Source organism: Bradyrhizobium sp. WYCCWR 13022, from assembly GCF_030435535.1.
Taxonomy (GTDB): Bacteria; Pseudomonadota; Alphaproteobacteria; order Rhizobiales; family Xanthobacteraceae; genus Bradyrhizobium.
In genome coordinates this window covers 104,763-128,770 of record NZ_JAUIZJ010000010.1, presented here as the reverse complement: position 1 = coordinate 128,770, position 24,008 = coordinate 104,763, and the positions used below count along the sequence as shown (strand labels likewise).

Sequence of the window (24,008 nt, the reverse complement as noted above, 5' to 3'; positions counted from 1 at the left end):
GCCGCCGCACGCTAGCGGCGGATCGGCCATTGCTCAACCGGTTCGAGACGGATCCGCCATGAACGCAGCCAACGCGTCGCGATCCGCCGCGGGCATGGTCAGGCCGAGCTTGGAGCGGCGCCACAGGATGTCGTCGGGGAAGCGTGCCCATTCATGGTCCATCAGATAGCGGACCTCTGCGCCGGTCAGGTCGGGGCCGAAGACGGGGCCAAGATCGTCTCTGCTCTTCGCTGCGCCCAGCACGCCCGGCAGTCGCGAGCCGTAGGCCGCAACCAGACGCCGGGCTTGCGACTCCGAAAGCAGGCCCCAGCGGTGGCGCGCGAGGTCGACCTCAATCTCGAAACGATCCCAGGCGAAATCGCCGCCCGGCAATGCTGCGCCCGAAGTCCAGGGTCGTGACATCGGATAGAACGGCGTCAACCGCGTCACTGCCCGCTCGGCGCGAAAACGCGAAGTCGTGATGTCGCCGCCAAACATCGTGAGCAGCGGCGCCTTGCGCCGGCGTGCGTGGAACAGTGTCGTGCCGTCGCGGCGTCGTGCGGATTCGAGCGACAGGTTGACACCAGTAACCGTGCGTACCACGTCGGTCGGAGCGACGCGCTCGCGGAAATAGCGGCTTGCAGCGTCGCAGAGATAGCCGACATCGGCGCCCGGCATCGCGACGATCGCGGGATCGCCGGTGAAGTCGCGCGTGACGGTGCCGACCAGCGTGAAATCCTGCGCGAACGGGCTTGCGAAAATCAGCCGTCCATCGCTGTTCTGGAAGACATAGACGTTGTCCGATTCGTAAAGCCTCGGAACGACGATCTGGCTCATCTGCCTCGCGACCATGGCCGGCTGCGGCTGCCGGAGCACGGTCTCCGCGACCATCGACGTCCAGCCGCCGGTGGCGTTGGCCAGCGAACGCGCCGTGATCACCCGGCGATGCCCGCGATCGACCAGCGCGAGCCGCCAGATCTCGGTCCTGTCGGCGCGCACGCAACGCGCCCCGGTCCGGATCACGGCGCCGCGCTCGGCAGCATCCAACGCCGTGAGCACCACAAGACGGGAATCATCGACCACGCAGTCGGCATATTGGAAGGCGATGCCGAACGGACGCTTCAGCGCGTTGCCGACGGGATGATGCGTGATGTCGAGGGTGGCCGATCCTGGCAAACCGCCGCGATCCGTGAGCGCATCATAGGCATACAGGGCGGCGCGCAGCAGCCATGGCGGACGCTCGTCGGAATGGGCGGGGATCACAAAACTCATCGGCCGCACCAGATGCGGCGCGATTCGAACCCAGGTCCGGCGCTCGGCCAGCGCCCGGCGCACCCGCCAGAAGCCGCGCCGCTCCAGCACCGACAAATCGCCGTGGATTAGCCGAGGTGTCGCGGACGATGCGGCGCCGCCGAGATCGCCCTGCTCGATCAGGATCACCCGCAGCCCGCGGCCGGCGGCATCGCGCGCGAGGCTGACGCCGTTCAGGCCGCCACCGATGATCGCGAGGTCGTAATCCGCCATGAAACCGTCGAATGGGAGCGAAGCGCTCCATCACTAGCCGGTCTTGAGCGCAAGCTCCATGGCCTCGGCACGGCCGACGAGGCCGGCATATTGTCCGATCGGCAGCGGCTTGCCGAGCAGATAGCCCTGCACGCCGTCGCAGCCTTCTCCGGCGAGGAAAGCGAGCTGGTCGATCGTCTCGACGCCTTCGGCGATGATCGACATTTCGAGACCGTGGCCGAGGTCGATCACGGCGCGCACGATCGCGGCCGATTGCGGGTTGCGGCCGAGATTGATGATGAAGGCGCGGTCGATCTTGATCTTGTCGAACGGGAACGCCTGCAGATAGCTCAGCGATGAATAGCCGCTGCCGAAATCGTCCATCGAGATGCGGACGCCCAGCGCCTTCAGCCGGCGCAGCAGCGCCAGGCCGCGATCGAAATCCTCGATCAGCACGCCTTCGGTGATCTCGAGCTCGAGCCGACCGGGCGCAAGTCCGGTCTCGATCAGGATCGAATGGACGAGCCCGACCACGTCGCCGTGCATGAACTGCGCCGGCGACAGGTTTACCGCGACCTGGAGCGGCTTCGGCCACGACGCCGCCTCGCGGCAGGCCTCGTGCAGGATCCACTCGCCCATCTCGACGATCAGGCCGCTTTCCTCCGCGATCGGGATGAATTCGGCCGGCGAGACCTGACCGCGCACCGGATGCTGCCAGCGCGCCAAGGCCTCGAAGCCGATGATCTCACTCTCGGCGACGCTGTTGCGCGCGATGCCCTGCGGCTGGAAGGCCAGCGACAATTCGCCGTTCTTGATCGCCTTCGACAGGTCCTGGTGCAGCACGCGGCGATCGCGGATCTGCTGGTCCATCTCGGGCTGGTAGAGGCTGATCGTGCCGCGCGATTTCTGCTTGGCGCGGAACAGGGCGGCGCCGGCATTGGCGAGCAGCGCGGCACCGTCGGGGCCATTGTGCGGGAAGACCGACATGCCGGTGGTGATGCCGGCGCGTACGGCGCGGCCGTCGATGTGGAATTCAGCCGCGAGCGCCTCGCCGAGCTGCTGTGCCAGCGCGAGACCGGCCTCGGGCTGCTTGCCGTCGATGATCAGGCCGAATTCGTCGCCGGACAGGCGCGCCACCAGGCCGCCGCGTGCGGCGTCCTGGAACCGCTGGGCCACCTCGATCAGCAGCTTGTCGCCGAGCGCGTGGCCGAACACGTCGTTGACTTCCTTGAGGCCGTCGAGGTCGACGCAAAGGACAGCGAATTCCTCGTCGGTCCCCTCGCAGGCCTCGATCATCTGGGTCAGCGCCTGGAGGAAGGCCGCGCGGTTCGGCAGATCGGTGAGGCCGTCGTGATAGGCCATGTGCGCCATGCGCGACTCGGTCTGCCGGCGGTTGGTGACGTCCTCGTGGGTCTTGATCAGATATTGCGGCTCGCCCGCATCGTTGAGCACCGTTGCGCGCCGGGTCAGGAACAGGCGCAGGCCGTCCTTGGTGGAGATCGGATGCTCCTCGGTGATCATCCCGCGTTTCTTGATCGCGGCCTCGTCGCGCGCGATGATCAGCTTGGCTTCCTTGGCATTGAAGATGTCGGAGGCGGTCAGGCCGGTGGCTTCCTCGCGCCTGCGGTTGAGGATCGTCTCGGCGCTGCGGTTGGCCAGCAGGTAGCGGCCATCCTTGACCTGCTCCACGATCAGCGCCACCGGGATGTTGTCGACCACGAGTTCGAGGAACTTCTTGGTGCTCTCCAGCTCCATCGACAGCGATTGCCGATCGGTGATGTCCTCGAACACCACCAGCAGGAATTCCGGCTTGTTGCTCTCGTTGCGGACCACGATGCGGATCGAGGCCACCATGCGCCGGGCCTGGTCGACCTCGACTTCGAATTCGTTGCGATGCTGTCCATCCGGCGCCAGCAGCGCGGCGCGGTCGGTCGCCTCGATGCTGTCAGCCGATTTCGGGTCGAACAGCTCACGCGCGTTCTTGCCGACGACCTGATCCCGCGAGAAACCCCAGAAGCGCTCATAGGCGCTGTTGGCGAAAATGTAGCGGCCGTCCTCGATGGTCTTCGCCGCGACGCAGGCCGGCACGTTGTCCAGCACGGTTTCCAGGAATTGCTTGGTCGACGCGAGCTGCCGCGACAGCTTGCGGTGCTCGCTGACGTCGAGATGGGTCGCCACCGAGCCGCCGTTCGGCAGAACGAAATATTTGACCAGGATCGCTCGGCCATCGGGCAGTTCGGTGATCAGGCCGTTGGGGCTTGCCGCTTTCTCGTAGAACTCGTCGTCGGTGACGCCGAGGACCCCGCGCTTGCGCCGCAACCCGAGGATGTCGTAGCCGGTCATGCCGGTCCACAGGTCCGAACGCGCCAGGCCGTAGATGTCAAGATAGCGGTCGTTGCAGAAGATGACGCGCCGCTGCGCATCCGTCATCACCACGCCCTGGTTGAGATTGTTCATGGCGGAGGAGACGAAGGCGTTTCGCCGCAGCTGCGAACGCTTGCTTCGGCGCAGGGCAGAATGGATCCACAGCGCGATAGCAGCCAGAAACGCGCAGACGACGATGCCCCCGATGAGAGCTTCCCAGATCAGATTGGGGTCGAGATTGGCCAGAAAGGTCGGCGGATCGAAGCTTCCGGCATAGGCACGCGAAGGCGCGACCGCGCTGGTCAGGCACACGACGGCCTGCACAGCAATCGGAAGCATGCTGCCTTCCTGCCAGTTTTTCTCGGCCATCCGCCACCCGCAATTTCAACTGCGGATTGTCTGGCTTCACGGGTTTGGATCGGGTAAACGCCTGTACGCCCAACAGAAAAAATGTGACGCGAAATACGGCAATTGCCCTGACATGATAAATGCTTCCTTAACGGAAAACGGCCGCGCGGCGCGTTTTCCAGGCAAACCGGCGCCATCGGCAGCTTCAACGGGACCTCTGCGTAGCCATGGATAGGGTCGACTGCGTCGTCATCGGGGCCGGCGTGGTCGGGCTCGCGGTGGCAAGGAAGCTGGCACAGGCGGGGCGCGAGGTGATCGTGCTCGAGGAAGCCGAAGCCATCGGCACCGTCACCTCCTCGCGCAACAGCGAGGTGATCCATGCCGGGATCTACTACCGCGCCGGAAGCTGGATGGCGCGGATGTGCGTCAGCGGCAAGCAGGCGCTGTATCGCTATTGCGGCGAGCGCGGCATCCCGCACAAGAACTGCGGCAAGCTGATCGTCGCGACCAGTGCGAAGGAAACCGAGAAGCTGCAATCGATCAAGGCGCATGCCGAGGCCAATGGCGTGCTCGACATGCAATTGCTCTCCGGCGAGGCCGCACGCGCACTGGAGCCGGCGCTGGCCTGCGACGCGGCACTGCTGTCGCCGTCAACGGGCATCATCGACAGCCATGCCTATATGCTCTCGCTGCGCGGCGAGGCTGAAGATGCAGGCGCGGCCTTTGCGTTTCACACGCCGCTGATCCGCGCCAAGGCGGAGGCCGGCGTGATCGAGATCGAAGCCGGCGGCGAAGCGCCGATGACCCTGCAATGCGACCTGCTCGTCAACGCCGCCGGACTTTCGGCGACGACCGTGGCGCGTCACATCGACGGTATGCCTGTCGACCGGATTCCGCCGGCCTATCTCGCCAAGGGCAATTATTTCAGCTGCAACGCGCGCGCGCCGTTCTCGCGCCTGATCTATCCGGTGCCCGAGCCCGGCGGGTTAGGGGTGCATCTGACGCTGGACATGGCAGGACAGGCGCGCTTCGGCCCCGACGTCGAATGGATCGAGACCATCGATTACGAAGTCGATCCGTCGCGCGCCGAACGCTTCTATCCGGCGATCCGCAAATACTGGCCGACGCTGCCCGATGGCGCGCTGATGCCGAGCTATTCCGGCATCCGCCCGAAGATCGTGCCGCCGGCGGTGGCGACGCAGGATTTTCTGATGCAGGGTCCGCGCGACCACGGCGTTGCAGGGCTGGTCAATCTGTTCGGCATCGAATCGCCGGGACTGACATCGTCGCTCGCGATCGCGGACCACGTCGCGGAGCTCGCAGAGATCTGATCACCGCGCGAAGATGCTCGCGCAATGCGCACCTTACAGCAGGGACAAGCGCGAAGGCTCCCGTCCCTGCCTGAAAGGATACGATCAAACCTGACGCTGTTACGGGGGCTACTAGTGAAGCGTGTCGCCGGACTGCTTCAGTCGTTCGATCTGGTCCTTGACCAGTAACTTGCGGCGCTTCAACTCAACAATTTGCAGGTCGTCTGTTGAAAGGTGCACGAGAGCTTCGTGCAATTCGTTTTCGAGAATTTTGTGCTTCCGTTCCAATTCAACCAGATGTGCCTGAATTGTCATTCGAAACCTCCTCGGTAGGGGTGACCCTTGGATTCGATCCGGACGCGGAAGTGTACATCACCGATTCGTTCTGTCGATGGGTATCCGTCGTCGCATCGTCATTTTTGAAAATTCATATGTAATGAAGCGTGAGTACGGAACCGCGCGGCGAAAAATCCATGATATCAATGCGCTTATGCGGCGCGCTTGCGAATCGTCGAAATATCTTGCGAGAGAGCGGTGCGTGACGGTCGCAGATCGCTTGCGGTCACGCCGCGCAAGGGCGATAATTTCCACAGGGCGTCCACAGCCTTGATCTCAAGCCCATCGGTTTTCGGCCACCGCAGACATGACCCATGAAGACGAGCGTGAGCTCGAAGCCGAGCTCACCCGGTTGCAGCAGGAACACCGAGATCTCGATGCGGCGATCGATGCACTGCATCAATCGCCCGCTCCCGACCTTTTGCGGTTACAGCGGTTGAAGAAGCGCAAGCTATTGTTGCGCGACCGTATCGCCTTCATCGAAGACCAGATCACGCCCGACATCATTGCCTGAGCTGTGAGCGGCCGTGGATTGCCGCGATGAATCCGCTTGACTCGAAAAGAACAAAAAGAGAACATAAATACCGCCCGGACACCCCAGGAACCGCCCAAAGCAAACGCCCAAGGACAACCCGCAAGGACACCGCCGATGTCAGTCCCCGCCCTTCTCGACAACAGCCATTATGAACAGGCCTGCGACCAGGCGATCGCGATGTGCGACGGCAACCTGCGCAGCACGATCAAGGCGCTGATCATGGCCAACGAATACCTGGAAGCCGAGCTGGAGGAATTGCAGGCGGCGATTTCGGCCGGCTGCATTCCCGAGACCTCACGCAGCAGGAGTAGCGCTGCCTGAACTCACCGTTGGAGCAACGCCATGTCTGACGTGACCTACTACGTTGCAATGCCCTTCCTGATCGATGCCGACGGATCGCCTGTCGCGGGCACGGCTGAGGAATGCCAGAGCTCGACGGCCGCGTTGCGACGCGCCGAGGCATTGGCGCGCGGCGCCGGACATATCGGCGCAATCGCATTCAGCCGCAGCGGCGATCCCATGACCGGTGAATTCGGTGATGCCACGCTGCTGCGTAAATTCGGCAATGTGCCGGAAGATCTCGCGACACTGTAAAATCAGCTGCTGACAAGCCTGATCCGCGGCTCGTGCCGCCGCTGCGCTTTGCGCACATACATGGCGGCATCGGCCTCCTCCAGCGCGCGGGCAGCGTCGGACTGCGCGCCGAGCAGCGCGACGCCGGCAGAGGCGCCCGCGGCCACAAGCTGGCCGCGAAAGGTGAAAGACAGATCGTCGATCGCCTGCTCGAAGATGACAGCCTTCGCCTTGGCATCGGTCTCGCTGAGATTCCACAGCAGCAAGGCGAACTCGTCGCCGCCGAGACGTCCGACCACGTCGGAAGCGCGGATCTGCCGCGTCAGCGTGCTCGCGATCGCCTTCAGCACCTCGTCACCGGCGGCATGGCCGAAGGAATCGTTGATCGGTTTCAGGCGATCGACGTCGAGCACGATCAGTGCGCCGCTGGCGCGGTAGCGCTTCATGTAGGCGATGGCGCGCTGGAGCTCGCGCTCGAAGCCGCGCCGGTTGGGAATGCCCAGCAGGAAATCGGTGTCGGCCGCAGCCTCGAGCTCGGCGACGCGCCGCAGCGCTTGCGCGAGCCTGGTCCGCAGGTCGCGGAGGGTCGCTCTGCTGGTGTCCTTGCTAGTTGCCTTGCCAGTCGACTTACCGGTCGTCTTGGCAGTTTCCTTGGCAGTTTCCTTGGCAGCACCGGCACGGGACCCGCGGCGCGGCGCCGTCGCCCGCTTGGGTGCAGTTCTGGTTCGGCTCCCGCGGGTTTTCCGGCCCTTTTTGGCCTTCGCAGCGGTCGCCCTTTTTGGTTTCTTCATGGGCATCCTGCTCAATGAAGGCTTGCGGGGATTCACCAAGACAGGATAGTGCATTCCCTTCTCCTTGCCACCGCCTTGCGAGCCGCCGGCCGGAACCGTTAATCTGGCCTATCTTTCTGTTTTCCGAGCACAATTGACGTCATGACCGCGCCGATCGCCATCATCATGGGAAGCCAGTCGGACTGGGAGACGATGCGGCACGCCGCCGACACGCTCGCAGTCCTCGGTGTCGCCTCCGAGACTCGCATCGTCTCGGCCCACCGCACCCCCGACCGGCTGTTCAGCTTCGCCAAGGGCGCCAAGGCGGCCGGCTTCAAGGTGATCATCGCCGGCGCCGGCGGCGCCGCGCATCTGCCCGGCATGGCCGCGTCGCTGACGGAACTGCCGGTATTCGGCGTGCCCGTCGAGTCCCGAACGCTGAAGGGCATCGATTCGCTCTATTCGATCGTTCAGATGCCCGCCGGCATTCCGGTCGGCACGCTTGCCATCGGCAAGGCCGGCGCGATCAACGCGGCGCTGCTCGCGGCGGCCGTGCTGGCGCTGTCCGATCCAGCGCTGTCCGAGCGCCTGGCCGCCTGGCGCAAGGCGCAGACCGAGGCCGTTGCCGAGCGCCCGGAGGACAAGGCGTGACGGACGCAAAGCAGGTGAAGCTGAAGCCCGGCGACACCATCGGAATCCTCGGCGGCGGGCAACTCGGCCGGATGCTGGCGATGGCCGCGGCGCGGCTTGGGCTGCGCTGCCAGGTGTTCTCGCCCGATCCGGATTCGCCGGCCTTCGACGTCGTGCTGAACGCGACCTGCGCCGAATATGCCGACGTCGAGGCGCTCGAGCTGTTCGCCCACGACGTCGACGTCATCACCTACGAATTCGAGAACGTGCCGTCCGCGGCCGCCATGGTGCTGGATGCGCGCCGCCCGGTACTGCCCAACCGCAAGATCCTGGAGACCACCCAGGACCGGCTCGCCGAGAAGGATTTCGTGACGAAACTCGGCATCGGCACCGCCGCCTATGCCGACGTCACCTCGGTTGCATCGCTCCGCGAGGCGATCGTGAAGATCGGCCTTCCCGCGGTGCTGAAGACCCGTCGCTTCGGCTATGACGGCAAGGGCCAGGCCATCATCCGCGAGGGCGACGACATCGCGAAAGTGTGGACCAGCCTCGCCACCAAAGCCGCAATCCTGGAAGCCTTCGTGCCGTTCGAGCGCGAGATCTCAGTGATTGCCGCGCGTTCGGCATCGGGCCAGGTCGAGTGCTTCGACGTCACCGAGAACGAGCACCGCGACCACATTCTGAAGATCTCGCGCGCGCCTGCACCGATTCCGGACGCGCTCGCCGAAGAGGCGCGCGGCATCGCCGGCAAGATCGCAACCGCGCTCGACTATGTCGGCGTGCTCGCGGTTGAGATGTTCGTGGTCGCCAACGGCGGCGGATCGAAGGTGCTGGTCAACGAGATCGCCCCGCGCGTGCACAATTCCGGACACTGGACGCTCGACGGCGCGTCGGTCTCGCAGTTCGAGCAGCACATCCGTGCCATCGCCGGCTGGCCGCTCGGCAAGCCGGTGCGTCACGGCGAGGTCGTGACAATGACCAACCTGATCGGCGACGAGATCAACGACTACGAGTCGTGGCTGAGCGTGCCGGGCGCGACCGTCCACATCTACGGCAAGGGCGCACCGCGCCCCGGCCGCAAGATGGGCCACGTCACCGAAGTCAGGCCTTCGAGGAGCAAGTGAGGGACCGCAGCAGAAAGCTGCGATCCAATTCTTGGTTTCTGTCTTGACGCGTTTTCTCGATGCGAACCGGTACCCGCTTCGCTCGAAAGCGCTCTACGCCGTCTTCACGCCCGCGACGACGCCTGCCGGCTCCTCGCTGAGCCAGCGATAGATCACCCCGCCCAGCGCGCCGCCGATCAGCGGTGCGACCCAGAACAGCCAGAGTTGCGACAGCGCCCAGCCGCCGACGAACAGCGCGGGGCCGGTGCTGCGCGCCGGATTCACCGACGTGTTGGTGACGGGGATGCTGACGAGATGGATCATCACCAGCGCAAGCCCGATCGCGAGCGGCGCAAAGCCCGCCGGTGCGCGGCCGTGGGTCGCGCCCATGATGACGAACAGGAACATCATGGTCATCACGACCTCGGTGACGAAGCACGCGATCATGCTGTACTGGCCCGGCGAATGCGCATCATAGCCGTTGGACGCAAAGCCCTTGGTGACGTCGAAACCGGGCGCGCCGCTGGCGATCACATAGAGCAGTTCAGCGGCGACGATTGCACCGCAGACCTGCGCGATCACGTAAGGCAGGATCTGGCCCGCCGGAAAGCGCCCGCCGGCGGCGAGACCGACGGTGACGGCCGGGTTGAGATGGCAGCCCGAGATGTGGCCGATCGCATAGGCCATGGTGACGACGCTCAAGCCGAAGGCCAGGGACACGCCGACCAGGCCGATGCCGACCTGCGGAAAGCCGGCGGCGATCACCGCGCTGCCGCAACCTGCGAATGTGAGCCAGAACGTACCGATGGCCTCGGCGGCATATTTCTTCATGTCCATGTGGCGTCTCCCCTGATTTCAAAGATTCCGGAACTATGTCCGCTGCGGCCCTTCTTGGCGCCAAATCTCCCAAATCAGGGCCGCAAGGGAGCATTTTCGCCGCATTTAATGGCTGAACTTGGCCCGAAATCCCGCTTGGCCGGTGGACATCCAAGGTTTTGTCTGATACATCCGCGCCCTCAAGGTTAAGGGCTTGCGCTTTTTGCCATCCCCTTTGACTTACCAGAATTCAAATCCGATCCACTGAAGAGGATGCCGCGTGCAGGTTCTCGTTCGCGATAACAATGTCGACCAAGCCCTGAAGGCGCTGAAGAAGAAGATGCAGCGTGAGGGCATTTTCCGCGAGATGAAGCTCCGCGGTCACTACGAGAAGCCCTCCGAGAAGAAGGCTCGTGAAAAGGCCGAAGCCGTTCGCCGTGCGCGCAAGCTGGCCCGCAAGAAGCTGCAGCGCGAAGGCCTGTTGCCGATGAAGCCGAAGCCGGTGTTCGGCGCCGGCCCCGGCGGTGAGCGTGGTGGCCGTGGCGGCCCCGGTGCAGGTCCGCGCGGGCCGCGCTGATTTTGCCGGTCGCGCAGGACTGAGTTTTGGATGACGCGGGCCCCAGGCCCGCGTTATTATTTTGTGAGCGGTGCCTTTCTGGGACGGGGCACTACAGATGCGGCACCAGCGCGAGCGAACCGTAGATGGTCTCCCCTTTCCCCGAGCCCGGCTTGGCGCGGCTGCGCCAGATCTGGCGCCAGCAGCTCGCGCTGGCCTTGATGGGGATCACGCTGTGCGGGTGCTCCTTCGATCTGGGCTCGCTCGGTCCGGAGAAGGATAAGCCGCAGGAAGCGCCCGCGGCGGCGACCGCGCCGGATAGCGCCGTCAGCGCCGCCAACGTGACCGAGGCCCAGACCCACACGGCAAAAGCCCAGGCGCTGGTCAAATCGGGCGAGACGCAGGCCGCGCTGGACGAGTTCAATCGCGCCGTCGCGCTCGATCCCTACAACGCGCAGGCGCTCTATGGCCGCGCCCTGCTCTACCAGGGCAACAACGAGCACGACTTCGCAATCGCCGATTTCGGTGCCGCAAGCGGACTCAATCCGCAGAAGGCCGAGCCACTGCTCGGCCGTGCGGTCAGCTATCTGGCGATCGGCAAGGTCAAGGAGGCGGCTGCCGATCTCGACGAAGCATCCGAGGCCGATCCGCAGAACGCCCAGGTCTGGACGACACGGGGACAGGCCTATGAGCGGCTGGGAGACAAGACCAAGGCAGCGGCGTCCTACAACAAGGCCGTCGCGCTGCGCCCACGCGATGACGCGGCCCGCAACGGCTTGGCCCGCGTCGGCGGCTGAAAGTCTGGGGACGGCGCTGACAGCCGTCCTCGTCTTAATCGGGGGTGGCGCCCTTCGGCAGAACCGCGTGGAACATCGACTTCATGCCCGACAGCATTTCGTCGGCGACATTGGTCTTGGGTCGCGGGGTGGATGCGGCAGCACCTGCGTCGGCGCGCAGATCGAGCGGCGGCGCAATCATCGGCACCGGAATATCCGCCGGCGGCGTCAGCCGATTCGGATCGTCATTGCCGATCGAGGCCGTGTAGGGGGAATTCGCCTGCGGCGCGCCGCCATTGCCAAAGGTTTCGGATGACGGCGTCGACACATTGATCGGCGGCGGCAGCGGGCGCACCGTCGACGGCACTGCAGTGATGACGCGGGGGGCCTCCGGCGTACGGGAAGCTTCCTGCACCGCAGGCTCCGGCGGCCTCTCGGCGGCCTTGACCTCGACAGGCTTGATTTCGGATTTGGCCTCAGCGGCCTTCTCAGCGGCCTTGCCCTCAGGCGACTTGCGCAGGCGCTCGATGGCGGCCCGCGCCAGATCGTTGGCGTCGGGGGTCACAGCCGGAGATGCGACGGCCGACGCCGAATTGGCTTCGACCACCGGCGCTGCCGGAGTGGGCGCGACTGGGGAGGTCTTGGCAACCGCCTTCTCATGCGCCGGGGTACGGCCGTGAGAAGGGGCCTCGTCCGCAGCCTTGGTCTCGCCGGGCTTCTCGGCCGCCGGCTTGTCCGTCGCGCTCTTGTCGGAAATGCTCTTCTCGGAGACGCCCCTGGCCTTCACGCCGGGGGCCGGGAGATTGGCCACGTCTGCGGGCTTCTTGCCGGCATTGGCAGGCGCCACCACCGCGGCTGGCGTATCCGCCGCCGGCTTGGCGTTGATGTAGTGGTTAACGATGTAGGCCCCGATGATCGTCGCGAGCACCGAGGGGAAAATATCCATCGAGATTTTAGCGAGGTATTTCAGCATTTCTCGGCCACTCCCCGCGCGATCTGATGCGGGAACTTTGGGGCATTGTAAGGGATCAACTGCGACGGATCGATGGCAAAGGCTACGCGTGCCTTACGGCTTCAGCTCAATCTCAAGGAACACGATCTCGGTTGAGGTTTCGTTAAGTACGTCGTGTTGGACGCCGGCCTTGCGGAAGTAGGATTTTCCGGCCGCAAGCTGCGCCTTGGTGCGCTCGCCGCCGGGCGCCACGATGGTCATTTCGCCGGCCACGACGGGAACGATCACGTAGTCCATGCCGTGGGTGTGATGCCCGGTCGCGCTGCCCGGGGCAAGCCGCCATTCGGTCACCCGGACCTGTTCGTTGTCGACCTGAACCTCGGACGTGGCGGCAAGCATCAGAACCTCTCTCGGGTAATCGGTTCAGGGAACGAACACCATGAACGCGTAGACTGCAAATACCACCATATGGACCAGCCCGAACAGGACATTGGTCCTGCCGGTGCCGAAGGTCAGCATGCTCAACAAGAATGTCAGAAACAGCAACGCCGTGTTCTGGGGATTGAGCCCCAGCACCAGCGGCTGGTCGATCACGTAGGTTGCGAGCCCGACTGCCGGGATCGTGAGGCCGATGGTGGCCAGCGAGGACCCGAGCGCCAGGTTGATGCTCTTCTGGAGGTCGTTCTTGCGCGCCGCCGCGATCGCGGAAACCCCCTCCGGCATCAGGATCAGGAGCGCGACCAGAAGGCCCGCAAACGCCGGCGGCGCACCGATCCTGTCGGCGACGGCGTCCACCACCAGCGAGAATTTCTTGGCAAGCAGCACGACGGCCAGAAGCGAGATCAGGAGCAGCGCGATGCTCAGCGCCAGCATCTTGCCGGACAAATGGGCGCCCCCGCTCTCGCCCTCAGCCCGCTCATGAACGAAATAGTCCTTGTGCAGGACCATCTGGGTGTAGAGGAAAACGCCATAGAGCACGATGGTCACGAGGTCGACGAAGCCGAGCTGAAGCGTCGAATAGACCGGCCCCGGCGTCGTCAGCGTGTAGTTGGGCATGATCAGCGTCAGCGTCGCGAGCGCAATCAGCACGCTGAGATAGACGTTGGCGCCGGAGAGCTGAAAACCCTGCTCGCGGTAGCGCAGCCCGCCGATGAAGACGCAGAGGCCGACGAGCCCGTTGCAGACGATCATCACCACCGCGAACACCGTGTCGCGCGCAAGCGTCGGGGCAGGCTTGTCGCCGAGCATGATCGTGGTGATCAGCGCGACCTCGATGATGGTCACCGCGAGCGTGAGCAGCAGCGTGCCGAATGGCTCGCCGATCCGCTCCGCGATCACCTCGGAATGATGCACGGCCGCAAACACGGTGCCGAACAGGATCACCAGCAGGACGACCGCGAACAGGCCGCCGCCGACCGACAGGGTGAAGCCGTAGCCGGTCACGGTGACGATCAGGAACAGCAGCACCGCCAGAGCGGGAAAGATCCAGGACGACCGCGGCATCGGTCCGTGTGCGCTCATGCAGGCGATTCCTTCGTTGGGCCGACCGATTATGCGCGAGAAGATCGCGCCCGTCAGCCCTCAGGAGCCGTTGATGAATTGTCGCGCGGTTTTCGTGACCGCGACCTGGAGGGCCCGTCCCTCACTGCCGTGCATGATCGGCAGCGGCACTGTGACGCGCGCGATGCGCCGGTAGGATTGCCGCACGCCGCTGCATCAGCGGCGTGCCATACGAGGGGAGTTCTCGCCGCTTACATCGCCTTGACGATGTTCTCGGTGACCTTCTTGGCGTCGCCGAGCAGCATCATGGTGTTGTCGCGGTAGAACAGCGGATTGTCGATGCCGGCATAACCGGAGGCCAGCGAGCGCTTGATGAACATCACGGTGCCGGCCTTCCAGACCTGGAGCACGGGCATGCCGTAGATCGGCGAGGTCTTGTCCTCTTCGGCCGCCGGGTTGGTGACGTCGTTGGCGCCGATCACGAAGGCGATGTCGGCCTGCGCGAATTCGGAGTTGATGTCCTCGAGCTCGAACACCTCGTCATAGGGCACGTTGGCTTCGGCCAGCAGCACGTTCATGTGACCGGGCATGCGGCCCGCGACCGGGTGAATGGCGTACTTCACCTCGACGCCTTCCTTCTTCAGCATGTCGGCCATTTCGCGCAGCGCGTGCTGGGCCTGCGCCACCGCCATGCCGTAGCCGGGCACGATGATGACCTTGGAGGCGTTCTTCATGATGAAGGCCGCATCGTCGGCCGAGCCGAGCTTGGCGGGCTTCTGCTCGCCGGTGCCGCCGCCGGCCGCCGCCGTCTCGCCGCCGAAGCCGCCGAGGATGACCGAGATGAAGGACCGGTTCATCGCGTGGCACATGATGTAGGACAGGATCGCACCGGACGAGCCGACCAGCGCGCCGGTGATGATCAGCGCCGAATTGCCGAGCGTGAAGCCGATGCCGGCCGCGGCCCAGCCGGAATAGGAGTTCAGCATCGAGATCACGACCGGCATGTCGGCGCCGCCGATCGGGATGATCATGAGCACGCCGAGCGCCAGCGCCAGGATGACGATCATCCAGAAGTCGAACGCGCTGCCGGACATCACCAGCCCGACGATGAAGACGACGAGCGCGATCGCAAGACCGATGTTGATGACGTGGCGGAGCGGCAGGATGATCGGCGCGCCGCTCATGCGTGCGGACAGCTTCAGGAACGCGATCACCGAGCCGGTGAAGGTCAGCGCGCCGATGGCAACGCCGAGCGACATTTCGACCAGGCTCTGCGAATGGATGTTGCCGGGAGTACCGATATCGAAGGCCTCGGGCGCGTAGAACGCGCCGGCGGCGACCAGCACGGCGGCCATGCCGACCAGGGAGTGGAAGGCGGCGACCAGTTCCGGCATCGACGTCATCGGCACGCGGCGTGCGATGACCGCGCCAATTGCAGCGCCGATGGCGATGCCGACAATCACCAGCACCCAGGCGAGACCGTCGGCCGGCGGATGGTTGGCCAGGGTCGTGGCGACCGCGATCGCCATGCCGATCATGCCGAACAGATTGCCCTGGCGCGACGACGCCGGGCTCGAAAGTCCGCGCAGCGACAGGATGAACAGCACCCCCGCCACGAGATACAACAATGCAGAGAGGTTAGCGCTCATCTCAGGTCCCCATTGATCCCATCAGCCCGAGGTGGCCGCTTACTTCGACTTCTTCTTGTACATCGCCAGCATGCGCTGGGTGACAAGGAAGCCGCCGAAGATGTTGATGCAGGCAAAGATCAGCGCGACGAAACCGAAGGCGCGCGCCCAGCCCGAACCGCTCGAGACGTTGGCGACGCCGCCGGCGAGCAGCGCGCCGACCACGATCACCGACGAGATCGCATTGGTGACGCTCATCAGCGGCGTATGCAGCGCCGGCGTCACCGACCACACCACGAAATAGCCGACGAAGACGGCGAGAACGAAGATCGACAGCCGGAAAATGAAGGGGTCTACGACCTGTGCAGCATGCTCCATGACGGATCTCCTTACGCCTTCGGCTGGAAGTTCGGGTGGATCACGGCGCCATCCTTGGTCAGCGCGGTGGCCTTGACGAGTTCGTCGTCCCAGTTGACGGCGAGCTTCTTCTCTTTCTTGTCGACCATGGTCTCGATGAAGGAGAACAGATTGCGTGCGTAGAGGCTGGAGGCGGAGGCCGCGACGCGGCCGGCGACGTTGGTGTAGCCGACGATCTTGATGCCATCTGTCTCGACGACCTCACCGGCCCTGGCGCCCTCGACATTGCCGCCGCGCTCGACGGCGAGATCGACCAGCACCGAACCGGGCTTCATCGACTTGACCATCTCGCCGGAGACGAGCTTCGGCGCGGGCCGGCCCGGGATCAGCGCAGTGGTGATGACGATGTCCTGCTTCTTGATGTGTTCGGCGGTCAGCGCGGCCTGCTTGGCCTGGTACTCCTTGGACATTTCCTTGGCGTAGCCGCCGGCGGTCTGCGCGTTCTTGAATTCCTCGTCCTCGACGGCGAGGAACTTTGCGCCGAGCGATTCCACCTGCTCCTTCGTGGCCGGGCGCACGTCGGTCGCGGTGACGACGGCGCCGAGACGGCGCGCAGTCGCGATCGCCTGGAGGCCGGCAACGCCGACGCCCATCACGAACACCTTTGCGGCGGGCACGGTGCCGGCCGCGGTCATCATCATCGGGAAGGCACGACCGAAGGCTTCGGCGCCCTCGATCACGGCCCGGTAGCCGGCGAGGTTCGCCTGCGAGGACAGCACGTCCATCACCTGTGCGCGGGTGATGCGCGGCATCAATTCCATCGCGAAGGCGGAGACGCCTGCATCGGCCATCGCCTTCAGCGCGGCCTCGTTGCCGTAGGGATCCATGATGGCGATGACGAGCGCACCGCGCTTGTATTGCGAAAGCTCGGAGGCTTCGGGACGCTTCACCTTGATGACGATGTCGGCATCCTTCAGCGCATCGGCGCTGACGGTTGCGCCCACCGCGGTGAATTCGGAATCGGGGAGGCCCGACTTGATGCCCGCGCCCGGCTCGACGGCAATCTCGGCGCCCAGCGCCTTGAACTTCTTCACCGTATCAGGCGAAGCCGCGACACGCGGCTCTGACGGATCAATTTCCTTGGCAACGGCGATCTTCATAGGTCCTCCGGCGGCGCGGGACAGCGCACGCACAAAAAAGTAGCGTTACTCCCGCAACGTTGCATACCGGCTTTGGAACCGGCTTGTTTGCAAATTTTGTGGGCAGCTGCCGCCGCAGATGGAGGCAGCCGCCGAAGTCGATTCAGGTGAGGAAGATCGCCATCAGAATCACGATCAGCGCAACCGACGCCGTGCCGTACTTGACCAGCTTGATGAAGCCCTCGTAGGTCTGCTCGTGAGCAACGTAGTCGTTGCCATCTGCGGTGCTGTACGCAACTTCGCTATGATCTGCCATGGATGTCCCCAGTCGAAAGTCGAATTCCTCGGCTGGGATACCTTAAACCTTCGAGCAGGGCAACGGCACCGAAGCGCGGATTTCCAGCAAATAGGCTCATTTGGAATCCCGATTATCGCGGATCCCGCGCGCCGGATTTGCTTTGCTGAACCGTGGTTCAACACATACAAGGCACCGCCGCTGCCCTAAATCCGGGCAGTTGCGCGCCCTCAGCTCATCGCTTCAAGCTCGTCGATCATGCCGGCGATGACGCTCAGCCCGCCGTCCCAGAACTTCGGGTCCTTGGCATCGAGCCCGAACGGCCGCAGCAGCTCCGAATAGTGCTTGGTACCGCCGGCGGCGAGCATGTCGAGATAGCGCTCGGCAAAGCCCTTCGCCGCGTTCTCGTAGACCGCATAGAGCGAGTTCACGAGGCAATCGCCGAAGGCGTAAGCATAGACGTAGAACGGCGAGTGGATGAAGTGCGGGATGTACATCCAGTAGTTCTCGTAGCCTGCCTTGATCTCGATCGCCGGGCCCAGGCTTTCGCCCTGCACCGACAGCCAGAGTTCGCCGAGCCGCGTCGCGGTCAACTCGCCGTTCTTGCGCTCGGTGTGGACGGCGCGCTCGAAGGAATAGAACGCGATTTGCCGCACCACGGTATTGATCATGTCCTCGACCTTGCCGGCGAGCAGCGCCTGGCGCTGCTTGGGGCTCCTGGTCTGTGCCAGCAACCTCCGGAACGTCAGCATCTCGCCGAACACGCTCGCGGTCTCCGCCAGCGTCAGCGGCGTCGGCGCCATCAGCGCGCCGTTCTTGGCCGCCAGCACCTGGTGCACGCCGTGGCCGAGTTCATGGGCGAGCGTCATCACGTCGCGCGGCTTGCCCTGGTAGTTCATGAGCACGTAAGGGTGAGCCGACGGCGTGGTCGGATGCGAGAAGGCGCCCGGCGCCTTGCCCGGACGCACCGGTGCATCGATCCAGCGATCGGTGAAGAAACGCTCGGCGATGTCAGCCATCTCGGGCGAGAAGCCGCGATAGGCCGTCAGCACCATGTTCCGCGCATCGGGCCAGCCGATCACGTCGGTCGCGGCGAAGGGCAACGGCGCGTTGCGGTCCCAATAAGCCAGCTTCTTCTTGCCGAACCACTTCGCCTTCAGCGCGTAATAGCGATGCGACAGTCTTGGATAGGCCGCACGCACGGAAGCGACCAGCGCATCCACCACCTCGCGTTCGACGCGATTATTCAGATGACGCGAATCCGCGACATCCTTGAAGCCGCGCCAGCGGTCGGAGATGTCCTTGTCCTTCGCGAGCGTGTTGGTGATCAACGCAAAGGTGCGCTCATTGGCCTTGAAGGTCTTCGCCAGCGCTTCCGCCGCAGCCTTGCGCTTGGCGCCGTCGCGGTCCTGCAGGAAGTTCAGCGTCGGCTCGATCGCCAGTTCTTTCGAGCCGACCTTGAAGCGCAGGCCGGAGATGGTCTGGTCGAACAGCCGGTTGAAGGCGGAATAACCGGTCTGCGCCTTCTCCAGGAACAGCTGCTCGAGCTTGTCGTCGAGCTGATACGGCTTCTCCTTGCGCAGGTCCTCGATCCACGGGCGATAATGCGCGAGCTCGGGCGATTGCATCGCGCGGTTCAAAATATCGTCATCGACGCGGTTTAGCTCGAGCGCGAAGAACAGCAGATGGGTCGAGGCCGCCGTCAGCCGCTCGGAGACGTCGCCGTAAAACTTTGAAATCTCGGGGTCCACGCTGTCGCCGGCGTGGACGAGACCGGCATAGGAGCCGAGACGGCCGGCGAGATCGTCGATCGCCTCATAGCGTCGCACGGCTCCCGCGAGCCATTTTCCGCCATCTTCCTTTGCTGTGCCTGTTGCGAGCTTGCCCTTGTAGTCCGTCTCGAACGCGACGCAATCGGCATCCATCTTCTCGAGATCGCGCACCACTTCCGGCGCATCGATCCCGGAATAGAGATCGGCGAGGTTCCACTCCGGAAGCTTGCCAGTCTTGCTCGCAGGCTTTGCGGAGGGTTTTGCCTTGGCTACCGATGTCTTGGCTGCGGATTTCTTGGCTGCGGATGTCTTGGTGGCTGGTTTGCGGACGGCGGCTTTGGAGCGCGAAGTCATTGTGTGGGAAACCTGTGTTCAACAATCGCGACGGCGGGCGGGGGCAGCAAGGTTTAAGAGTGCGTTAATCGGCTTCGGCCAGAGTGACCCGATTCGAGACAGATAGTAGTAGCGTGCGGGGAGCACCATGGCTGCCAGTATTTTGATCGCAGACGACGACGCCGTAGCCCGCCGACTGGTCGAGAACATGGTGCAGAAATGCGGCTACGAGACGGTCGTCGTCGAGTCCGGCGACGCCGCGATTGCTGCCCTCACCGGCCCGGACGCACCCGCGATCGACGCGGTGATCCTCGATCTCGTCATGCCGGGCCTCGACGGCATGGGCGTGCTGGCGAAAATCCGCGAAGCGGGCCTCAGCGTTCCCGTCATCGTGCAGACTGCCCATGGCGGTATCGACAACGTGATCTCGGCGATGCGTGCAGGTGCGGCCGACTTCGTGGTCAAGCCGGTCGGGCTGGAGCGGCTCCAGGTTTCTCTGCGCAACGCGCTCAATGCTTCCGCACTCAAAGGTGAATTGCAGCGCATTCGTCACAGCCGCGAGGGCCGGCTGACCTTCTCCGACATCATCACGCGCGCCGAGGCGATGGCGGGCGTGATGCGCGCGGCGCAGAAGGCGGCGAACTCCTCGATCCCCGTGCTGATCGAAGGCGAGTCCGGCGTCGGCAAGGAGATGTTCGCGCGCGCCATCCACGGCAGCGGCGAGCGCAAGGCAAAGCCCTTCGTCGCGGTCAATTGCGGCGCGATCCCAGACAATCTCGTCGAATCCATCTTGTTCGGCCACGAGAAGGGCGCCTTCACCGGCGCAACCGAACGGCACACCGGCAAATTCCTCGAGGCTCATGGCGGCACGCTGTTCCTGGACGAGGTCAGCGAGCTGCCGCTGACCGCGCAGGTCAAGTTGCTGCGCGCGCTCCAGGAAGGCGCCGTCGAGGCCGTCGGCGGCCGCAAGCCCGTGAAGGTCGACGTCCGCATCATCTCTGCGACCAATCGCAAGCTGCTGGAACGGGTGAAGCAGGGCCATTTCCGCGAAGATTTGTTCTACCGGCTGCACGTGCTGCCGCTGACGATCCCCTCACTCAAGGCACGGCGCGAGGACATTCCGCATCTCCTCAGGCATTTCCTGGCGCGCTTTGCCGCCGAGGAGAACCGCACGATCTCCGGCGTCAGTGGCGAGGCCGTGGCACATCTCGCCCAGCTCGACTGGCCCGGCAACATCCGCCAGCTCGAAAACGCGGTTTACCGCGCGGTGGTGATGAGCGAGGGCGAGCAACTCGGTCTCGACGACTTCCCGCTTCTGGCCTCGCATCCGCACTCCACGACGGAGATTCCAACCGCGCCTCTGATGATCGAGCCGATCGCAGCGCCATCGGTGGTATCGGGTAGCGAAATACCCATCGTGCCGCTGCCGCTGGCAGGGTCCCTTTCGATGCTGACCGCCACCGGCGATGTCCGCCCGCTCGAGGACATGGAGAGCGAGATCATCCGCTTCGCGATCTCGCACTACCGCGGACAGATGTCCGAGGTGGCGCGCCGCCTCAAGATCGGCAGGTCCACGCTCTACCGCAAACTCGACGAAGCCGGAGTTCCCGGACATGGCGGGAAAAGCGGCGAGGAGACGCACTGAACCTCCTGCGAACGAGGGTTCGCGCGGGGCAACGATGCGCCCGCAAGCCGTTGAATTACGGAAAAATTCGGCTTCGAGCGAAACCGTGACTTGGAAGTGACAGACACCGGGAAAAGCGCGCGGTGAAACCGCACAATCCGTTGCAAACGGTCTGTCTTGAAGTCAGTTTGTCGTGAGTTTCCCGGGGTAGCGCTAGCTGCGAAAACGGGGCCTGTATATCGTCTGCGTATGAATCGTTGCGTGCAGGCGTGCAACTTTCGAAGGCCGGCCCGATTTAGCCGAAGCTCAATTAGGCGATAACGAAAGCTGTTCCACGAGGGACAGTTCACCCGAGGGGTGCGACACAATGCGTGACTGTTTGAACCACCGTGCAGGCTTCGACCGCGTTCTGGCGACGGTCGCGGCGACCTTCCTCACGGTATCGGCCGGCTCGGCGCTGGCACAGGATCAGGCGCGCAGCAGCGCCGCGGAACTCGCGATCGAAGCCGCGATCCCGCGCCCCGAGCCTGCAAACGTCCCGCCCCCGACCGCCTCCGACATCAAGCTCGACTCCACCGCCACCGTCCAGGACGCGCCGAAGGAAACTGCGAAGGAGCCCGTCAAGGCTGAGGCGGCTCCGGCGCCGGCTGCCGACAAGGTCGCGACCAAGCCCTCTGATGTCGCCACGACGCCCGCAGCCGACGCGCCTAAGAGCGAGACGGCGACCACCGAACCCGCGAAGAGCGAGCCCGCCAAATCTGAAGCTGCCAAATCTGAAGCTGCGAAGTCTGAGCCGGCGAAATCCGAACCTGCCAAGGCCGACACCGCAGCCGCGCCGGCTGCCGCTCCAGCAGCCCCTGCGGCAGCGGCAGCGACTCCGGCCATTGAGCCGGTGAAGGCTGCGAGCAACGTCCCCGCCGCCGACCAGCCGGTCGCCGACAAGATCAAGGACATCCTCGGCACCAAGACCTCGCGTCACTTCGACCGCAAGAATGAGCGCGCCGCCGCCGAGAAATTCTACGGCGCCCGTGACTTCGCGCCGGTCTGGACGCAAGCCGGCAGCCTGACCGCAGCAGCCAAGGGCGTGATTGCCCGGCTGAAGGATGCGGCCTCAGACGGTCTCAACCCTGCAGATTATCCGGTGCCCGACTTCGCCGCCGCCACCACGCCAGACGCGCTTGCCGACGCCGAGCTGAAGCTCACCGCCAGCATGTTCGACTATGCGCGCCAGGCGCAGAGCGGCCGCATGCACTGGTCCCAGGTCAGCGCCGACATCCTCTATCCCGAGCATCCGATCGATCCGAACGAAGTGCTCACCAAGGTCACGACGGCGGCTGATGCTTCCGCTGCACTGGACAGCTACAACCCGCCGCAGAAGCTCTACAAGGAGCTGAAGGCGCAGCTTGCGAAGCTTCGCGGCCAGGGCGACGGCCCGGTGATCGAGATCACCGACGGCCCCGCGCTGAAATACACGCCGGCCAAGGGCAAGAAGCAGGCTGAGATCGTCGTGCAGGATCCGCGCGTGCCGCAGCTCCGCGCCAAGCTCGGCATCACCAACAACGCCAGCGACGACCATTACGACGCAACGGTCGCCGAGGCCGTGCGCAAATTCCAGGACGGCGCCGACATGAAGGCGACCGGCATCCTCGACGAGAAGACGGTCAAGGCACTGAACAGCCCGAAGCGCGACAAGCAGATCGACACCGTGCTGGTGAACATGGAGCGCTGGCGCTGGCTGCCGCGCGACCTCGGCGTGCCTTCGCTCGGCGATGCCTACGTCATCCTCAACATTCCCGACTACACGCTGAAGGTGATGCAGCGCGGCCAGCAGGTCTGGACCACCCGCGTCGTCACCGGCAAACCGGGCCAGCACGCGACGCCGCTCCTCACCGAGACGATGAAGTACATCACCGTCAACCCGACCTGGAACGTGCCGCCGTCGATCGTCTATGGCGAATATCTGCCGGCGTTGCAGCAGGACCCGACCGTGCTTCAGCGCATGGGTCTGAAGCTCGAGCAGAACCGCGACGGCTCGGTGCATATTTCGCAGCCGCCCGGCGAGGCCAACGCACTCGGCCGCATCCGCTTCAACTTCCCGAACAAGTTCCTCGTCTATCAGCACGACACGCCGGACAAGTACCTGTTCGCCAAGGACGAGCGCGCCTTCAGCCACGGCTGCATGCGCGTGCAATATCCGGATCAGTACGCCTCGGTGCTGCTCAACATCGCCCTGCCGAACGACCACTACACGCCGGAGCGCGTTCGCAGCATGTACGGTTCGAGCGAAGTTGACCTGAAGTTCCCGACACCGATCCCGGTCAACATCACCTATCAAACCGCATTCGTGGATGACGGCGGCAAGCTGCAATTCCGCAAGGACGTCTATGGTCGCGACGCGACCATGATCAACATGCTCAAGAACAGCCGCGGCAAGGATCTCGAGACCGTCATCGCGCACTCGCAGCCGAGCTATTCGCGCCCGGCGACAACGCTACCCTCGGGCGTTGCGCTGGCCAACAATGGCGCCAGCTCGTCCGGCCTGAACTTCTTCGAGCGGCTGTTCGGCGGTGGGGCCCCGGCCCAGCCGCCGGCTCCGGTCGGCCGCCGACCGCAGCAGCGGGTGTTCACCCGCTGAGCCTGGCGAGGCTGAACTTCTAAATTCTCCAACGAAATCAGCGACCCCGTCCCCTGGATGGGGTCGCTTAACGTTAACCATTCTCCGGTTGCGCCCCGGCACCCGGGCGTTTTTTTGCCACAGTCAACCGTTTAGGATTGTAGTCTGACTTGGTTTGGGGGCGGGAAGGTCAAC

23 protein-coding genes are annotated in these 24,008 nt (G+C 64.4%); 10 read left to right on the top strand and 13 right to left on the bottom strand.

The window, feature by feature from the left end; all coding sequences use genetic code 11:
• Nucleotides 1–33: 33 nt before the first annotated feature.
• Nucleotides 34–1,503: a glycerol-3-phosphate dehydrogenase gene (locus QY049_RS16290; RefSeq protein ID WP_301269597.1), complete on the bottom strand. Its 1,470-nt coding sequence runs from the start codon at nucleotides 1,501–1,503 to the stop codon at nucleotides 34–36.
• A 33-nt stretch (nucleotides 1,504–1,536) separates the two neighbouring features.
• The gene (locus QY049_RS16285) at nucleotides 1,537–4,215 is read right to left on the bottom strand and encodes an EAL domain-containing protein (RefSeq protein ID WP_258765182.1); all 2,679 of its coding nucleotides are present in this window, start codon (nucleotides 4,213–4,215) and stop codon (nucleotides 1,537–1,539) included.
• 206 nt (nucleotides 4,216–4,421) lie between these two features.
• On the opposite strand from QY049_RS16285, the gene QY049_RS16280 reads away from it, so the two are divergent.
• Nucleotides 4,422–5,525: an NAD(P)/FAD-dependent oxidoreductase gene (locus QY049_RS16280; RefSeq protein WP_301269596.1), complete on the top strand. Its 1,104-nt coding sequence runs from the start codon at nucleotides 4,422–4,424 to the stop codon at nucleotides 5,523–5,525.
• Nucleotides 5,526–5,636: 111 nt separating this feature from the next.
• Here the strand turns inward: QY049_RS16280 and QY049_RS16275 are convergent, their stop codons facing one another.
• On the bottom strand, nucleotides 5,637–5,819 hold the full coding sequence (locus QY049_RS16275; protein WP_194479660.1) for a YdcH family protein: 183 nt from the start codon (nucleotides 5,817–5,819) through the stop codon (nucleotides 5,637–5,639).
• A gap of 328 nt (nucleotides 5,820–6,147) precedes the next feature.
• On the opposite strand from QY049_RS16275, the gene QY049_RS16270 reads away from it, so the two are divergent.
• The 3 genes from QY049_RS16270 (at nucleotide 6,148) to QY049_RS16260 (ending at nucleotide 6,969) form a co-directional block, all read left to right on the top strand.
• Entirely contained in the window at nucleotides 6,148–6,354 is a 207-nt protein-coding gene (locus tag QY049_RS16270) for a YdcH family protein (RefSeq protein WP_018641547.1), read from the top strand.
• Between the two features lie 135 nt (nucleotides 6,355–6,489).
• The gene (locus tag QY049_RS16265) at nucleotides 6,490–6,696 is read left to right on the top strand and encodes a hypothetical protein (protein ID WP_194479659.1); all 207 of its coding nucleotides are present in this window, start codon (nucleotides 6,490–6,492) and stop codon (nucleotides 6,694–6,696) included.
• Between the two features lie 21 nt (nucleotides 6,697–6,717).
• A complete protein-coding gene (locus QY049_RS16260) occupies nucleotides 6,718–6,969 on the top strand; it encodes a hypothetical protein (RefSeq protein WP_194479658.1) in 252 nt (83 codons plus the stop codon).
• Between the two features lie 2 nt (nucleotides 6,970–6,971).
• Here QY049_RS16260 and QY049_RS16255 read toward each other — a convergent pair whose 3' ends face one another.
• Nucleotides 6,972–7,739, bottom strand: a complete 768-nt coding sequence (locus QY049_RS16255; RefSeq protein WP_301269595.1) for a GGDEF domain-containing protein — start codon at nucleotides 7,737–7,739, stop codon at nucleotides 6,972–6,974.
• 141 nt (nucleotides 7,740–7,880) lie between these two features.
• Between QY049_RS16255 and purE the strand changes: the two genes are divergently transcribed.
• Nucleotides 7,881–8,369, top strand: coding sequence for a 5-(carboxyamino)imidazole ribonucleotide mutase (gene purE / locus QY049_RS16250; RefSeq protein ID WP_194479656.1), 489 nt, complete (start codon nucleotides 7,881–7,883; stop codon nucleotides 8,367–8,369).
• On the top strand, nucleotides 8,366–9,472 hold the full coding sequence (locus QY049_RS16245) for a 5-(carboxyamino)imidazole ribonucleotide synthase (protein ID WP_301269594.1): 1,107 nt from the start codon (nucleotides 8,366–8,368) through the stop codon (nucleotides 9,470–9,472). Before purE ends, QY049_RS16245 begins: the two co-directional genes overlap by 4 nt.
• Before the next feature lie 93 nt (nucleotides 9,473–9,565).
• Here QY049_RS16245 and aqpZ read toward each other — a convergent pair whose 3' ends face one another.
• On the bottom strand, nucleotides 9,566–10,288 hold the full coding sequence (aqpZ, locus tag QY049_RS16240; protein WP_194479654.1) for an aquaporin Z: 723 nt from the start codon (nucleotides 10,286–10,288) through the stop codon (nucleotides 9,566–9,568).
• A 259-nt stretch (nucleotides 10,289–10,547) separates the two neighbouring features.
• Between aqpZ and rpsU the strand changes: the two genes are divergently transcribed.
• Nucleotides 10,548–10,844, top strand: coding sequence for a 30S ribosomal protein S21 (gene rpsU, locus QY049_RS16235; RefSeq protein WP_027545547.1), 297 nt, complete (start codon nucleotides 10,548–10,550; stop codon nucleotides 10,842–10,844).
• Nucleotides 10,845–10,969: 125 nt separating this feature from the next.
• The gene (locus tag QY049_RS16230; RefSeq protein WP_194479653.1) at nucleotides 10,970–11,620 is read left to right on the top strand and encodes a tetratricopeptide repeat protein; all 651 of its coding nucleotides are present in this window, start codon (nucleotides 10,970–10,972) and stop codon (nucleotides 11,618–11,620) included.
• Nucleotides 11,621–11,654: 34 nt separating this feature from the next.
• On the opposite strand, the gene QY049_RS16225 is transcribed toward QY049_RS16230, so the two are convergent.
• The 8 genes from QY049_RS16225 to QY049_RS16190 all read right to left on the bottom strand — a co-directional run bounded on the left by QY049_RS16225 (nucleotide 11,655) and on the right by QY049_RS16190 (nucleotide 19,596).
• Nucleotides 11,655–12,572 carry a hypothetical protein gene (locus QY049_RS16225; RefSeq protein WP_258765176.1) on the bottom strand — a complete coding sequence of 306 codons (918 nt, stop codon included), beginning with the start codon at nucleotides 12,570–12,572 and terminating at the stop codon, nucleotides 11,655–11,657.
• Nucleotides 12,573–12,665: 93 nt separating this feature from the next.
• On the bottom strand, nucleotides 12,666–12,950 hold the full coding sequence (locus QY049_RS16220) for a cupin domain-containing protein (RefSeq protein WP_258765175.1): 285 nt from the start codon (nucleotides 12,948–12,950) through the stop codon (nucleotides 12,666–12,668).
• Nucleotides 12,951–12,974: 24 nt separating this feature from the next.
• A complete protein-coding gene (locus QY049_RS16215) occupies nucleotides 12,975–14,072 on the bottom strand; it encodes a calcium:proton antiporter (protein WP_194479650.1) in 1,098 nt (365 codons plus the stop codon).
• A 230-nt stretch (nucleotides 14,073–14,302) separates the two neighbouring features.
• Nucleotides 14,303–15,700: an NAD(P)(+) transhydrogenase (Re/Si-specific) subunit beta gene (locus tag QY049_RS16210; RefSeq protein WP_194479649.1), complete on the bottom strand. Its 1,398-nt coding sequence runs from the start codon at nucleotides 15,698–15,700 to the stop codon at nucleotides 14,303–14,305.
• A gap of 39 nt (nucleotides 15,701–15,739) precedes the next feature.
• Complete coding sequence (locus QY049_RS16205) at nucleotides 15,740–16,057, bottom strand: proton-translocating transhydrogenase family protein (RefSeq protein ID WP_014492434.1); 318 nt, start codon at nucleotides 16,055–16,057, stop codon at nucleotides 15,740–15,742.
• 11 nt (nucleotides 16,058–16,068) lie between these two features.
• Nucleotides 16,069–17,196 (bottom strand): Re/Si-specific NAD(P)(+) transhydrogenase subunit alpha, encoded by a 1,128-nt coding sequence (locus tag QY049_RS16200; RefSeq protein ID WP_194479648.1) that lies wholly within the window; start codon nucleotides 17,194–17,196, stop codon nucleotides 16,069–16,071.
• Nucleotides 17,197–17,338: 142 nt separating this feature from the next.
• Entirely contained in the window at nucleotides 17,339–17,491 is a 153-nt protein-coding gene (locus QY049_RS16195; protein ID WP_018317799.1) for an aa3-type cytochrome c oxidase subunit IV, read from the bottom strand.
• 209 nt (nucleotides 17,492–17,700) lie between these two features.
• On the bottom strand, nucleotides 17,701–19,596 hold the full coding sequence (locus tag QY049_RS16190) for a M3 family oligoendopeptidase (RefSeq protein ID WP_301269593.1): 1,896 nt from the start codon (nucleotides 19,594–19,596) through the stop codon (nucleotides 17,701–17,703).
• A 127-nt stretch (nucleotides 19,597–19,723) separates the two neighbouring features.
• Here QY049_RS16190 and QY049_RS16185 point away from each other — a divergent pair, with 127 nt between their 5' ends.
• Both QY049_RS16185 and QY049_RS16180 read left to right on the top strand, forming a co-directional pair.
• Nucleotides 19,724–21,220 (top strand): sigma-54 dependent transcriptional regulator, encoded by a 1,497-nt coding sequence (locus QY049_RS16185; RefSeq protein WP_301269592.1) that lies wholly within the window; start codon nucleotides 19,724–19,726, stop codon nucleotides 21,218–21,220.
• 346 nt (nucleotides 21,221–21,566) lie between these two features.
• On the top strand, nucleotides 21,567–23,834 hold the full coding sequence (locus QY049_RS16180; RefSeq protein WP_301269591.1) for a murein L,D-transpeptidase: 2,268 nt from the start codon (nucleotides 21,567–21,569) through the stop codon (nucleotides 23,832–23,834).
• Nucleotides 23,835–24,008: the final 174 nt, after the last annotated feature.